Source organism: Sulfitobacter sediminis (genome assembly GCF_040811725.1).
Taxonomy (GTDB): domain Bacteria; phylum Pseudomonadota; class Alphaproteobacteria; order Rhodobacterales; family Rhodobacteraceae; genus Sulfitobacter; species Sulfitobacter sediminis.
The window spans coordinates 223917-237195 of record NZ_JBFNXX010000006.1 but is presented as its reverse complement, the minus strand read 5'-3'; the positions used below and the strand labels follow the sequence as shown (position 1 = coordinate 237195).

Here is a 13279-nt window from a genome sequence, read left to right as displayed (position 1 = left end):
TCGATGACTGACGCGGGTGCTGGCGTTGCGCTGGGCGCCGGGTCTTGGTTAACTGCGCGTTAATCGCGGTCGGCTAAGGTTTCCCAAATGGATATCCTTTTTGTGCATCAGAACATGCCGGGCCAATACCGCGAGCTGGTGCAATGGCTTGCCGCGCAGGGCGGGCACCGCATCTACTTTCTGACACAACGGAAGAATGCACCGGATATCCCCGGTGTGGAAACGCGTGTCTACTCGGCTCATCGGAAGCCCGCGAAAGACGCTTATGGGCTTTCGAAGGTCTGGGAGGAAGCGGCGGGCGCGGGATTTGGCGCCGCGATGGCGGCGCGGCGTCTGGAGCGGGAGGAGGGTTTCCGGCCTGACATCGTGATCGGTCACGTGGGTTGGGGGGAGCTTACGTTTTTCAAGCAAATCTGGCCGGATGTGCCGTCTATCGGACTGTTCGAATATTACTACAGAATGGAAGGGGGTATGGTGGGGTTCGATCCCGAGGAGCCGATCACGGATCACACCCCGTTCCTGATGCAAGCGCGCAATGCGGTGCCGCTGGCCAACATCGAGGCGGTCGATCTGGGCCATTGCCCGACCTACTGGCAACGCGACCGTTTTCCCGAGAGCTTTCATGACCGCCTTTATGTCTGTCACGACGGTATACGGACGGACAAGCTTTTGCCGAACCCGGACGTGTCACTGAATCTGGGGCGGCTGGACCGGCCCCTGACGCGCGATGACGAGGTGCTGACCTTTGTATCCCGTAACCTTGAGCGGGCGCGCGGCTTTCACGTCTTCATGCGCGCGTTGCCCCGCATCATGGCGGAGCGGCCCGAGGCGCGGGTTCTGATCGTCGGCGGAAACGAGGTGTCCTACGGCCGCACAAGCGAGCACCCCAAGGGGCTGCGGGCCGAGATGGAGGCAGAAGTTGGCGACCGAATTGACTGGGAGCGGGTGCATTTCCTCGGTCGCGTGCCCTATGCGCATTATTGCCAGATCGTCCAGATCAGCCGCTGCCATGTCTATCTGACCATGCCCTTCGTTCTGTCCTGGTCGCTGCTCGAGGCGATGTCGATGGGCGCCACGATTGTCGCCTCGGACGTGGCACCGGTGCGCGAGGCGATCAGGGATGGCGAAACCGGGATGCTTGTGGATTTCTTCGATATAGACGGCTTGGCGGATCAGGTGGTCGAGGTGCTGGCCGAACCGGGCAAGTTTGCGCATCTTGGCCGCGCCGCGCGGGACCATGTCACAGAGCACTACGATTTCCTGAGGTGCTGCCTGCCCGAGCATATCGCCCGGATCAACGCTCTGGTTCCTGCGGAAAAGCGCATCACTCTGAGCTGATTGCCCCTTGTGGCGCCGCTTGTCCGTCGCCACCTTTGCACGATGGACAGGACGCTTTTCATCTTTGGCTATGGCTACAGCGCCCGTGCGCTGGCGCGCAGGCTGGTGCCCCAGGGCTGGCGGGTGATCGGCACGACACGCAGCGTGGAGAAGTTGACGGAGATCGCCGAGACGGGCGTGACCCCGCTTCAATGGCCGGGCAACAACGTCGTGCGGCTCTTGCAAGAGGCTTCGCATCTGCTGATCACCGCCGGACCGGGGCCGGAGGGCGATCCGGTGCTGGATGCGCTGGCGGAGGGTATCCGTGCGGTTGCGCCGCGGCTGCGCTGGGCGGGATATCTGTCGACGACCGGCGTCTACGGCGACCATGATGGCGGCTGGGTGGACGAGAACACGCCGCTTGCCCCCTCGACCAAGCGCGGCAAGGCCCGTGCGGACGCCGAAGCCGCGTGGCGGGCCATCCCTGATCTGCCGCTGCACATCTTTCGCCTTGCTGGCATCTACGGCCCGGGGCGCGGGCCGTTTTCCAAGGTGCGCGAGGGGACCGCGCGGCGGATCATCAAGGAAGGTCAATATTTCAGTCGCATCCACGTGCACGATATCGCCAGCGCCCTCGATCTGTCGATGCAGGCACCGGACCCCGGCGCGGTCTACAACCTCTGCGACGATGACCCTGCGCCGCCGCAGGACGTGATTGCCCATGCGGCGGAGTTGCTGGGCCTGCCGTTGCCCCCCGCTGTCGATTTCGAAGACGCCGACATGTCGCCGATGGCGCGCAGTTTCTACGCGGAAAGCAAGCGGGTGCGGAACGACCGGGCCAAGCGGGCGTTGGGCTGGGAACCTGCCTACCCGGATTACCGCAGCGGTCTGGCGGCGCTCCTTGAACGGGAAGGCTCGGATTGAGGGTGTGATGGCGCCTGCCGATGACAAGACGTTGACGCATCTGCTTGACGGTGTGGAACAGGCCGCGCGCGGCGCACAGGTATCTTTCGCCGACATCCTCGATGAGTTCGGCGACCGGGCGATTACCCCCTTTATCCTGATCATCGCCCTGCTGCTTGTGTCGCCGCTTTCCGGTATCCCCGGCACCCCGACGCTGGCGGCGATCCTGCTGGTGACACTCTCTGCGCAGGCGCTCGCGGGGCGACAGCGGCTGTGGCTGCCGGCGCGGTTGCTGCGGCTTGAGCTGCGTGCCGACAGGGTGCGGCGCGCCGTCGACTGGATGCGGCGGCCCTGTGCCTGGCTTGACCGCCATTCTCAGGAACGGCTGCGGTTTCTCACGGTGGGGCCGATGCGGTCGCTTGCCCTGTTGACCTGTCTTCTGATCCCGCTCACCTGGCCGCTGCTGGAGATACTGCCCTTCTTCACCTCTTTCGGGGCCGGGACGGTCTCCCTTATGTCACTTGGTCTGATCCTGCGCGACGGCATCTACGTGCTGGCAGGTTTCGGGATCGTCGGGGCAAGCACGGTCGGCTTGGTTCTTGCGCTCAATTGAGCGGGTCGCTTGTACGCGATGAACCTTGCGCTCATATAGGCGGAAAAGTCATCCCAGCGGGCAGGTCAACGTGCAGCGGAAGCTATTGGAAATCATCGAGACGCCGCGTTTCGGCAGTTTCATCATGGGCGTCATCATCTTCAACGCGATCCTTCTGGGGATGGAGACATCGAAGACGCTGATGGATGCCATGGGGCCGGTTCTCATCGCACTGGACCGGTTGTGCCTTGCGATTTTCGTGGCCGAGCTTCTGGCCAAGATGATCGCCTACCGCTTCCGGTTTTTCCGAGACGGCTGGAACCTCTTCGATTTCGTGATCGTGGGCATTTCGCTGGTGCCCGCTACGCAGGGCTTCTCGGCGCTGCGGGCGTTGCGCATCCTCAGGGTGCTGCGGCTGGTGTCGACCGTGCCGCGCCTGCGCCGGGTGGTGGAAGGGTTCGTGACCGCGATTCCCGGCATGGCTTCGGTGTTCCTGCTGATGGCGCTGGTGTTCTACATTGGCGCGGTGATCGCGACCAAGCTTTTCGCGGCCAGCTTTCCCGACTGGTTCGGCACGCTGGGACGGTCGGGCTATTCGTTGTTCCAGATCATGACGCTGGAAAGCTGGTCGATGGGGATCGTACGGCCTGTGATGGAGGTCTACCCCCATGCCTGGATGTTCTTCGTGCCCTTCATCATCGTCACGACCTTTGCGGTGGTGAACCTGCTCGTGGGCCTGATCGTGAACTCGATGCAGGACGCCCATGCGGAGGAGAGCAATGCCGAGACGGATGCCTATCGGGGTGACGTTGCAGCGCGGCTGGCGGCGATCGAGGCGCGGCTTGACCGGTTGCTGGATGAGCGAGAGCGGGGCTGAGGGTGGGCGATGCGCCCACTTTACGGGCGTAGCGGGCAGAGTGCGTGTTCTGAGTAAGGTGGGCATGCTGCCCACCTGGGGTCAGGCGCGCTGCACGCCGATCCTGGCCACGCCCAGCACATCCAGCACCTTGGCCTCGATGTGCTCGGCGTTCATGCCGGCCACGGCGTACATGTCTGACGGGCTGGCCTGGTCGATGAAGATATCCGGCAGGACCATCGAGCGGTACTTCAGCCCGGTGTCAAATACACCCTCATCCGCCAAAAGCTGTGCCACATGACTGCCAAAGCCGCCAACCGCGCCTTCCTCGATGGTGATCAGTGCCTCGTGCGTGGCGGCGAGTGAAAGGATCATCTCGCGGTCCAGCGGCTTGGCGAAACGCGCGTCGGCGATGGTTGGTGTTATGCCTTTGGCGCCAAGCGCCTCGGCGGCCTTCTCGACCTCCGCAAGCCGCGTGCCGAAGGACAGGATCGCCACACGCTTGCCCTCGGAGATGATCCGGCCCTTGCCGATCTCCAGCGGCTCCCCGCGCTCCGGCATGTCGACGCCCTTGCCCTCGCCGCGCGGGAAGCGGAAGGCGATGGGGCCGTCGTCATGGGCGGCGGCTGTGGCGACCATATGCTTCAGTTCCGCCTCGTCGGCGGCGGCCATGACCACGAAACCGGGCAGGTTGGCGAGATAGGCGATGTCGAAGGCGCCCGCGTGGGTGGCCCCGTCGGCACCCACCAGCCCCGCGCGGTCGATGGCGAAACGCACGGGCAGGCGCTGGATTGCGACGTCGTGCACCACCTGGTCATAGCCGCGCTGCAGGAAGGTGGAATACATCGCGCAGAAGGGTTTCATGCCGCCCGCCGACAATGCTGCGGAGAAGGTGACGCCGTGCTGTTCGGCGATGCCGACATCAAAGCAGCGCGAGGGGTAGCGCTCGGCAAAGAGGTTGAGGCCGGTGCCATCGGGCATGGCGGCGGTGACGGCACAGATCTTGTCGTCCTCGGCGGCCTCTTGCAGGAGCGATTGCGCAAAGACGGAGGTGTAGGAGGGTGCGTTCGACGGCGCTTTCTTCTGCTCGCCCGTGACGACGTCGAACTTGCCGACACCGTGACCCTTGTCGCGCGCCTTTTCGGCGGGGGCATAGCCCTTGCCCTTCTTGGTCAGCACATGGATCAGGATCGGCCCCGTCGCGCGCTGTTTCACGGTGCGCAGGACGGGCAAAAGCTGGTTCAGGTCATGCCCGTCGATGGGGCCGAGATAGGAAAAGCCAAGTTGTTCGAAGAGGGTGCCGCCGACAGCCATGCCCTTGAGGATGTCCTTGGCGCGCTTGGCCCCTTCGCGGAAGGGTTCGGGCAGCAGGCTGACCGCCCCCTTGGCAGCGGCTCTAAACTCCTGGAACGGCTCTTCGGCATAAAGTCGGCTAAGGTAGCTGGACATGGCGCCCACGGGCGGGGCGATGGACATCTCGTTGTCGTTGAGGATCACGAAAAGACGCTTGCCCAGGTGGCCTGCGTTGTTCATCGCCTCATAGGCCATGCCGGCGGACATCGATCCGTCGCCGATCACGGCGATCGCATCGCCCGCGCCCTCGGGCGGGTTGCCGCCCAGATCGCGCGCCACGGCAAAGCCGAGGGCGGCGGAGATGGAAGTGGAGCTATGGGCGGCACCGAAGGGATCGTAGGGGCTTTCGCTGCGCTTGGTGAACCCGCTCAGCCCGTCCTTCTGGCGCAGGGTGCGGATGCGGTCCCGGCGTTCCGTGAGGATCTTGTGCGGATAGCACTGGTGGCCCACATCCCAGATCAGTTTGTCACGCGGTGTGTCGAAAACGGCGTGCAGAGCCACGGTCAGTTCCACAACGCCCAGCCCCGCGCCAAGATGCCCGCCGGTGACGGAGACCGTCGAGACCGTCTCGGACCGCAGCTCATGCGCGAGGCGCACTAGCTCGGCATCCGAGAACTGCTTGAGGTCAGCGGGACGCTGCACGCGGTCCAGCAGCGGGGTCTTGGGTCGGTCGGTCATGGCGTCTCTCAGCTTTTGCGGGCGATGACAAAGCGGGCGGCCTCGCGCAGGGTCTCTGCCTCATCGCCGTAAACATCTAGTGCATCGCAGGCGGATTGCACCAGATCGGCAGCGCGGCTTTTGGCCCCACCGAGGCCCAGAAGCGACACAAAGGTTGCCTTGCCCGCCTGCGCATCCTTGCCCGTGGCCTTGCCCACGGTGCCCGCGTCCCCTTCGACGTCAAGGACATCGTCGGCGATTTGGAAGGCGAGGCCGAGTGCCGTGGCATAGGCGGCAAGGGGTGCCGTGTCGTCACCCGCCATGCGCGGGCCTGCGAGCGCCGACCAGGCGATAAGCGCCCCGGTCTTGCCTTGCTGCAGGGCGGTGATCTCGTCCAGCGTTAGGGGCTGGTCGGCGGTTTCGGCGGCGATGTCGAGCGCCTGTCCCAGCACCATGCCCTGCGCGCCCGCCGCGATGGCGAGGGTCCGGGCGAGTTTCGCGCGCACCTCGCCGGGCCCTGCTTCGGGCGCCGTGACCATCTCGAAGGCGAGCGACTGCAGCGCATCCCCGGCGAGCACCGCCGTCGCCTCGTCCCATTTGCGGTGCACGGCGGGCTGACCCCGGCGCAGATCGTCGTCGTCCATGCAGGGCAGATCGTCGTGGACGAGGGAATAGGCATGCAGCGCCTCGATGGCGGTGGCGGGCCAGATCGCGGCGGCGCGGTCGATGCCGTGAAGCCGCGCGGTCTCCATCACCAGAAAGCCCCTCAGGCGTTTGCCACCGTTCGTGGCATGCGCCATGGCGCGGACGACCGGCAGGTCTTTGCGTTGGGCCAGCACATGGTCGAAATGCGCCTGCACCGCTTGCGCGGCCTGCTCCAATCGTTCACGGAACATGCTGGGTCAGAGCCCTTCGACGGGCTTGGTGCCGGTGGGATTGCCCTCGCCGTCAAGCGTGATCGCGGCCACCTTTTCCTCGGCTTCCTTCAGCTTGGTCTCGCAGCGCGCCTTCAGCGCCGCGCCGCGTTCGAAGAGCGCGATGCTCTCGTCGAGCGCCACGTCGCCGCGCTCCAGCTGGTTCAGCACTTTCTCAAGCTCCGCCATGGCGGTCTCGAAGTTCATTTTTTCGATGGGAGTGTCGCTCATCTGTCCAGAATCCCTGTTTGTCGCCGGCGACCATAAAGACAGCCGCCCGAAGCTTCCAGACCACCCCCGGCTTCATCTTTCCAATACAACTCATATCCGACAGAAGCCACGCGCACTAACACCGGGGCTCAGTCCGGCGCGAGCATATATCCCGCCCCGCGCACGGTCTGCAGATAGCGCGGCTGTTTCGGGTTTTCCTCGATCTTGCGGCGCAGGCGCGTGATCTGCACATCCACGGCGCGTTCCTGTGCCTGCCCCCGGTCGCGGCCCAGTTCCTCGACCAGCTTGGCACGGCTGAGCGGTTCGCCCGGCTGGGCGGCGAAGATTTTCATCAGCTGCACTTCGGTCGCGGTGAGGCGGATCAGCTCGTCCCCCTGCCACATCTCGCCGCGCTCCATGTCGTAGCGGATGGAGCCCAGCGACAGCACCTTGGGCGCGGTGTCCTGCGCGCTGGTGTCGGGCATACGGCGCAGGATGGCATTGATCCGCAGCAGCAGTTCCTTGGGCTCGAAGGGTTTGGCGAGGTAATCGTCGGCCCCGGCCTCCAGCCCCTCGATCCGGTTGCCCGTTTCGCCCTTGGCGGTCAGCAGGAGGATCGGCGTCTGCATCGTCTCGCGCAGCGAAGCGGTGAGGGTCAGACCATCCTCGCCCGGCATCATCACGTCGAGCACGATCAGGTCAAAGTCGAGCCCCGACAGGATGCGCCGCGCATGGGCGGCGTCGCGGGCGGCGGTCACCAGAAAGCCGTTGCGCATCAGGAATTTCTGCAAGAGCGTGCGGATGCGTTCGTCGTCATCGACGATCAGAAGGTGCGCGTCCATCTGCATCATGTGCCGCTGTCGCGCAGCCTGGCGTAGCTGGCGCGCATCTCGGGGTCCATCATCGCCTCGAGCACGGTGCGGAAACCCGCGACGGCCTCGGGACCTGCCTCGCGGAAGGCGGCGCGCAGGCGGGCGCGCTGGGCGTCGGAGAGTTTCTGCTCCAGTGCGCGGCCTTCCTCGGTCAGATGCAAGTGCCGCTCCCTTTTGTCGTTCCGCCCTACCTTGCTTTGGACTAGACCATCGGAGATCAGGGTGCGCAACACACGATTGAGCGACTGCTTCGTGACACCGAGAATGTTGAGAAGGTTGTTCACGGTCGTACCTGGCGCGCGGCCGATGAAGTGGATCGCCCGGTGATGGGCGCGGCCATAGGTCAGATCGGCGAGGATGCGGTCGGGATCGGCGGTGAAGCCGCGGTAGGCAAAAAACATCGCCTCGCTGCCCTGTCGCAGCTGTTCGTCCGTCAGAAAGAGCAGCGTGTCGCCCCTGACAGCGGGATTCTGTCGTCCGTCAGACATTGCGTGCCTCTTTGTCCTTTCGCAGCAGTTTATGTCAGCCTTGTTGACACTCCAAGGGTGAAAGGCTAGAGAATCGCAGCTTTTGCGACAGGAAATGTCCGGTACGGACCTAATTGCGCAATATTGTTAAATTTCACGGCCTGCGGAGGGTATAGGTATGGCGGGATATGATGATCGGGATGGCAAGATCTGGCTCGATGGCAAGCTGGTGGAATGGCGCGACGCCAATGTCCACATCCTGACCCACGCGATGCACTACGCGTCCTCGGTGTTCGAGGGGGAGCGGGCCTATGGCGGCAAGATTTTCAAGAGCCGGGAGCATTCGGAGCGCCTGAAGCGGTCGGCTCAGATGATCGACTTTGAAATTCCATACACCGTCGATGAGATCGAAGCGGCGAAGATCGAGGTGCTGGAGGCGTCGGGTTTGAAAGATGCCTACGTGCGTGCCATTGCGTGGCGCGGCGCGGGTGAGGACATGGGTGTTGCCTCGGCTCGGAACCCGGTCCGACTGGCCATCGCTGCCTGGGAATGGGGTGCCTATTATGGCGATGCCAAGATGAAGGGCGCGAAGCTGGACATTTCCAAGTGGAAGCGCCCTTCGCCCGAAACGATCCCGAGCCACGCCAAGGCGGCGGGGCTTTACATGATCTGCACCATGTCCAAGCACGCGGCGGAGGCAAAGGGGTGTTCGGACGCGATGATGTTCGACTATCGCGGCTACGTGGCCGAGGCGACGGGGGCGAACATCTTCTTTGTCAAGGACGGCGAGGTGCATACGCCGGACCCCGACTGCTTCCTCAACGGGATCACCAGGCAGACGGTGATCGGCATGCTGCGCGACCGCCAAGTGAAGGTGCACGAGCGACACATTATGCCCGAAGAACTGGAAGGGTTCGAGCAGTGCTGGCTGACCGGCACGGCGGCGGAAGTGACGCCGGTGGGGCAGATCGGGGATTACAACTTCGAGGTCGGCGCGCTGACGCGGGATGTCGCGGAGGGGTATGAGAAGCTGGTGCGCGCCTAACAGACTGGCAAAAAGAGATTGATCAGACAGGGGCCACCTCGTGTTCGGGGCGGCCCCTTTTCTTTCGTTTATGTCGTTCGTGAACGCATTCGTGGCCTAGTACAACGCCACCGGGTTGATCATCGCCTGCACCGCACCACGGATGCGGTTCTGCCCCAGAACGAACATGAACTCGTTCACGCCCTCTTCCAGCAGCGGGCCGACGTTCATCGTCTCGAGGATGTAGATGCCGTTCTCTTTCAGGAACGTCACATGGCCATAGAACACCTTGTCGCCCTCCTTGGGCGGGACGGACTCAAGCCCCCATGTATCCGCACCCACGGCCATCGGGTTCAGGGACGCCAGGTATTCGGCACCTTCGTTATCAAGCCCCGGTTCGGCAGAGCCCCATAGAGCCGGGTTCTCGGTGAAATTGGCGTCCGTCCAGCCCGTGTAGAACAGGATGATGTCGCCTTCGCGCAGCTCCACGCCCTGCGCCTCGGCGGCGGCCTTGATCTCGGCCGAGCCAAAGCTCTGGCCCGCTTCCATCGCCTCGACCCCGGCCTGTGCGGCCATATCGAGGACCACGCCACGGCCCACCAGCGGGGGCACGTCATGGGTGCCGAGCTTGGTCAGGCCGGTGATGACGCTGATCTCTTTTTCATCGAGGCAGTTGTAGTATTTGCCGTGCTCGCCAAGGTGGCCCAGGCCGTCCAGTTGCGAGCCGATGCCGATCCAGGTTTGCAGGACGTCGTCGTTATAGTTCCCCTCGTATCCGAAACCGGTCAGCTTCTGGCCGCCCTGCTGGTTCGGCTGGACCACCTGCAGGCTGAGCGAGCGCGGCGGAAAGGCGGGGGTGTCGGGCCCGATGGTGATGCCCAGCGGCATGGATTTGCCCTGCTTGATCAGCTTGGCGGCCTCAAGCGTGCGTTCCGGGGTCACGAGGTTGGCTGAACCGATGGTGTCATCGGCGCCCCATTTGGACGGGGTGCAATCCTGTGCCACGGCGCTTGTGGCCGCGAAACCCAAGGCAAGCGCGGCGGCGAAAAGGTGTTTGTAGTGTATGGTCTTCCTCCCTTGAAGAAGATCAGGCTAACACGATTCTCGCATTCCGCGAGGGGGTCTGTCGGCTATTGTCCGCCCGCCGGTTTGCGGGGCTTCGGCGTCAGGCTTTGCGACAGGTAGGTATTGAGCATGTTCAGGGTGCTGACGAAGGCCTCGATCGAATAGCCGAAGATGAAGGACAGCAGATAGACGATGGGCCGGTTCAGATCGACGCCGGCTGTCAGGATGTTCGACGGGACCAGCAGCATCGACAGCGTGAGCGCGGCAAGCCCGGCGAAGGCGGTCCGCATGATCGCGTATAGCGCGCCGACGGCAGCGAGGTTCGGGTTCAGCACCCGCCACATGCAATAGACGATGGAGCCAAGCGCGCCGTAGACGATGGGCAGCGCCCAGAGGTAGACGACGTTGAGCCATTCGTGCAGCGTCTGCTTCTGGCTTTGCACCTTGTAGTAGCTGCTGATGTATTCGTTGAGCGGCCTGCGCCCGGCGATCTTCATCGTGTCGCGCTGGAGTTTGTTGATCTCGTCGATGCGCACGCGGAAGGCGCGGGTTTCCGGCTCGGGTGTGATGCCGCGTGTGGTCTGGGATGTGGTAAACTGCGCGGGGCCGCTGGGGCAGTTGAAGGTGGGGCCAATCAGGCGCATCAGCACGGGCAGGGTGGATTTGTCCGTGGTCCGGCAATAATCGACACGCCAGCGTTTCATACGCTGACGAAGCGGGTTCACCTCCTCGATGAGCTGGCTCATCTTGGCGGGCAGCAGCGCCTCCTGATGGTAGTGGGCCTTGAGGCTGGTCAGACCTTCCAGATAGACAAGCTGCGGTTCCATGTCCGAATTCACCGCCTGCTCGCCGATCTCCTCGAAATAGCTTTCCAGCTCGACCAGCTTCATGATGCTGTTGAAGTGATCGAATTCGACGAAGTCCTCGGCCTCGCTGATGGCAAAGGTCGCGCGGCTGGCCCAGTTGGAGAAGTAGAAGGCGGTCACCACCAGCAACACGCCGAGCGTGGTCAGGATGAAACTGCCGAAGACCGAAGTGCGGTAGCTGTGTGGCGAGCGGCCCTTGAGCACCTCGTTCAGCGTATAGCCGTCGACGGCGTTCAGTGCCTTGTCGTGGGCGTCCTGAAAGGCGGTGGCCAGCGCGGTGATCTGCTCTTCTGTCGGTTCAGCGTCGCCGTTCGCGCGCTCGAAGGGCTGGAGTGCGATGCCAAGCGCCGTGCTGTCCTGCCCCTCGACCCGGAGCAGGTGATCGCGCAGGTATCCCGCTTCGGTAACAAGCTTGTCGAGACTGTCGGGCTGGGCCATGGCGCGGCTCCTTCAGGTCATTGCACGACGCCCTGTTCGAAAGTGCCGTCCGGCTTGGGGCATTCGCAGGGATCGCCGTAGGTCAGCGGCGCGATGGGCCAGCACCATTCGCCCGAGGGCAGCATGCAGGACCCGGGCGGTGCCTCCTGCGCGGCAAGCCTTTGGCCAGCCGGAAGCAGGGTGAAAAGCAGTGCAACGATAAGCAGGGCGCGCGGGGTCATGTTACATCCGATGGAAAGCGTGACAATGGCGGCAACACTGCCACTATGGCACGAATTCAACCTCAAGTATACATTTCTTTACGTAACAGCGAGTTACGTCATTTTGCGCCGCTGCAAAGGGATGGCCGAGGGACCGCGCGCCTAGGTGGCGCGCAGTGCCGGCAGGCCGACACCCGTGCTCTCGAACCCGCCGTCGGCGGCGATGATCTGGCCCGTGACATAGCTGGCCTTCGGGCCGCAGAGGAAGGCCACGACCTCGCCGATCTCCCTCTCCGATCCGTAGCGGTTGAGCGGGATCGCGTCGTGGTAGGCGTCGATGATGTCCTGGGTGTGAACTGCCATCGCCAGCTTGGTGCGCACGGGGCCGGGACAGACGGCGTTGGCGCGGATGCCGTATTCGCCCAGTTCGGCGGCCTGCTGTCGCGTGAGCTGGATCACGGCGGCCTTGGACGTGCCATAAGCCACGCGCAGGGTCGAGGCGCGCAGGCCGGAGATGGAGGCGATGTTGACGATGGCGCCCTTGGTTTCCTTCAGGGCGGGGATCGCGGCTTGGCTCATCAGGAAGACGCCGTCGAGGTTTGTCTCCATGACCGTCCGCCAGCGGGTGAAGTCGGTTTCCTCGATGGGTCCGAAATCCGCGACGCCTGCGTTGTTCACGAGCGCGTCGATGCGGCCAAAGGCATTGAGCGTTTCGCGGATCGCCTGCGGGGCGGCCTGTGGGTCGGAGACATCGTGCAGGAGGCTGATCGCCTCGCCCTTGAAGTTTGCCGCCGCTTCTTTCAGTGCCGGTTCGTCGCGGTCCAGCAGGGCGATGCGCCAGCCGTCCTCGGCCATCAGTTGCGCGGTGGCAAGGCCGATGCCACGGGCGGCACCGGTGACCAGAGCGACCTTCTGTTCCGTTCCGCTCATCAGTAGTCCACTCCGCGCTGTGCCTTGATGCCTGCCTTGAATGGGTGTTTGACCTCGGTCATTTCGGTGACCAGATCGGCGTAGGCGCAAAGCTCGGGCTTGGCATCGCGGCCGGTCAGAACGACGCCGGTGCGTTTGTCGCGGGTATCGAGCCCCGCGATCACCTCGTCGACCGAAAGGTAGTCGTAGCGCATGGCGATGTTGATCTCGTCCAGCACGATCAGGTCATAGTCACCGCTTTCCATCATCTCGCGTGCCTTGCCGAAGGCGGCCTGTGCGGCGGCAATGTCGCGGTCACGGTCCTGCGTGTCCCATGTGAAACCTTCGCCCATGGTATGCCACGTGACCTCGCCCAGCCGGTCAAAGAACTGGCGTTCGCCGGTCTTCCACTTGCCCTTGATGAACTGTACCACGCCGACCTTCTGCTTCCAGCCCAGCGCCCGGACCGCGACGCCGAAGGCGGAGGAGGACTTGCCCTTGCCCGCACCGGTATGCACAAGCACGAGACCCTTGTCGGGGTCCTTGAGCTCGGCCACCTTCTTGCGCTGCTGGGCCTGACGCTCCTGCATCTTTTCCTTGTGGCTTTGCGTGTCTTCGGACATGGGGCGTCTCCTT

The 13279-nt window shown here is 63.9% G+C and carries 15 protein-coding genes; 5 read left to right on the top strand and 10 right to left on the bottom strand.

Going from position 1 to position 13279, the window contains the following annotated elements:
• Positions 1–87: 87 nt before the first annotated feature.
• From AB2B41_RS10585 to AB2B41_RS10570, 4 genes are all read left to right on the top strand, one after another.
• A complete protein-coding gene (locus tag AB2B41_RS10585) occupies positions 88–1338 on the top strand; it encodes a glycosyltransferase family 4 protein (RefSeq protein WP_367877754.1) in 1251 nt (416 codons plus the stop codon).
• 42 nt (positions 1339–1380) lie between these two features.
• Positions 1381–2241 carry an SDR family oxidoreductase gene (locus AB2B41_RS10580; protein WP_367877753.1) on the top strand — a complete coding sequence of 287 codons (861 nt, stop codon included), beginning with the start codon at positions 1381–1383 and terminating at the stop codon, positions 2239–2241.
• Positions 2242–2248: 7 nt separating this feature from the next.
• Positions 2249–2833 carry an exopolysaccharide biosynthesis protein gene (locus AB2B41_RS10575; RefSeq protein WP_367877752.1) on the top strand — a complete coding sequence of 195 codons (585 nt, stop codon included), beginning with the start codon at positions 2249–2251 and terminating at the stop codon, positions 2831–2833.
• A 70-nt stretch (positions 2834–2903) separates the two neighbouring features.
• Complete coding sequence (locus AB2B41_RS10570) at positions 2904–3689, top strand: ion transporter (RefSeq protein ID WP_367877751.1); 786 nt, start codon at positions 2904–2906, stop codon at positions 3687–3689.
• An 81-nt stretch (positions 3690–3770) separates the two neighbouring features.
• Here AB2B41_RS10570 and dxs read toward each other — a convergent pair whose 3' ends face one another.
• The 5 genes from dxs to AB2B41_RS10545 all read right to left on the bottom strand — a co-directional run bounded on the left by dxs (position 3771) and on the right by AB2B41_RS10545 (position 8162).
• On the bottom strand, positions 3771–5699 hold the full coding sequence (gene dxs / locus AB2B41_RS10565; protein WP_367877750.1) for a 1-deoxy-D-xylulose-5-phosphate synthase: 1929 nt from the start codon (positions 5697–5699) through the stop codon (positions 3771–3773).
• 8 nt (positions 5700–5707) lie between these two features.
• Positions 5708–6574 (bottom strand): polyprenyl synthetase family protein, encoded by an 867-nt coding sequence (locus AB2B41_RS10560; RefSeq protein ID WP_367877749.1) that lies wholly within the window; start codon positions 6572–6574, stop codon positions 5708–5710.
• A gap of 6 nt (positions 6575–6580) precedes the next feature.
• Positions 6581–6823, bottom strand: coding sequence for an exodeoxyribonuclease VII small subunit (locus AB2B41_RS10555; protein WP_367877748.1), 243 nt, complete (start codon positions 6821–6823; stop codon positions 6581–6583).
• 128 nt (positions 6824–6951) lie between these two features.
• Positions 6952–7653: a response regulator gene (locus tag AB2B41_RS10550; protein WP_367877747.1), complete on the bottom strand. Its 702-nt coding sequence runs from the start codon at positions 7651–7653 to the stop codon at positions 6952–6954.
• Positions 7650–8162 (bottom strand): MarR family winged helix-turn-helix transcriptional regulator, encoded by a 513-nt coding sequence (locus AB2B41_RS10545; protein ID WP_367877746.1) that lies wholly within the window; start codon positions 8160–8162, stop codon positions 7650–7652. The genes AB2B41_RS10550 and AB2B41_RS10545 overlap by 4 nt, the downstream gene beginning before the upstream one ends.
• 157 nt (positions 8163–8319) lie before the next feature.
• Between AB2B41_RS10545 and AB2B41_RS10540 the strand changes: the two genes are divergently transcribed.
• A complete protein-coding gene (locus AB2B41_RS10540; RefSeq protein WP_367877745.1) occupies positions 8320–9186 on the top strand; it encodes a branched-chain amino acid aminotransferase in 867 nt (288 codons plus the stop codon).
• Between the two features lie 96 nt (positions 9187–9282).
• Here the strand turns inward: AB2B41_RS10540 and AB2B41_RS10535 are convergent, their stop codons facing one another.
• From AB2B41_RS10535 to cobO, 5 genes are all read right to left on the bottom strand, one after another.
• Positions 9283–10170, bottom strand: a complete 888-nt coding sequence (locus AB2B41_RS10535) for a cyclase family protein (RefSeq protein WP_367877744.1) — start codon at positions 10168–10170, stop codon at positions 9283–9285.
• Between the two features lie 125 nt (positions 10171–10295).
• Entirely contained in the window at positions 10296–11534 is a 1239-nt protein-coding gene (locus AB2B41_RS10530; protein WP_367877743.1) for a hypothetical protein, read from the bottom strand.
• A gap of 17 nt (positions 11535–11551) precedes the next feature.
• On the bottom strand, positions 11552–11755 hold the full coding sequence (locus AB2B41_RS10525) for a hypothetical protein (protein WP_367877742.1): 204 nt from the start codon (positions 11753–11755) through the stop codon (positions 11552–11554).
• A gap of 141 nt (positions 11756–11896) precedes the next feature.
• A complete protein-coding gene (locus AB2B41_RS10520; protein ID WP_367877741.1) occupies positions 11897–12664 on the bottom strand; it encodes an SDR family NAD(P)-dependent oxidoreductase in 768 nt (255 codons plus the stop codon).
• Complete coding sequence (gene cobO / locus AB2B41_RS10515) at positions 12664–13266, bottom strand: cob(I)yrinic acid a,c-diamide adenosyltransferase (RefSeq protein WP_367877740.1); 603 nt, start codon at positions 13264–13266, stop codon at positions 12664–12666. The genes AB2B41_RS10520 and cobO overlap by 1 nt, the downstream gene beginning before the upstream one ends.
• Between the last annotated feature and the right edge of the window lie 13 nt (positions 13267–13279).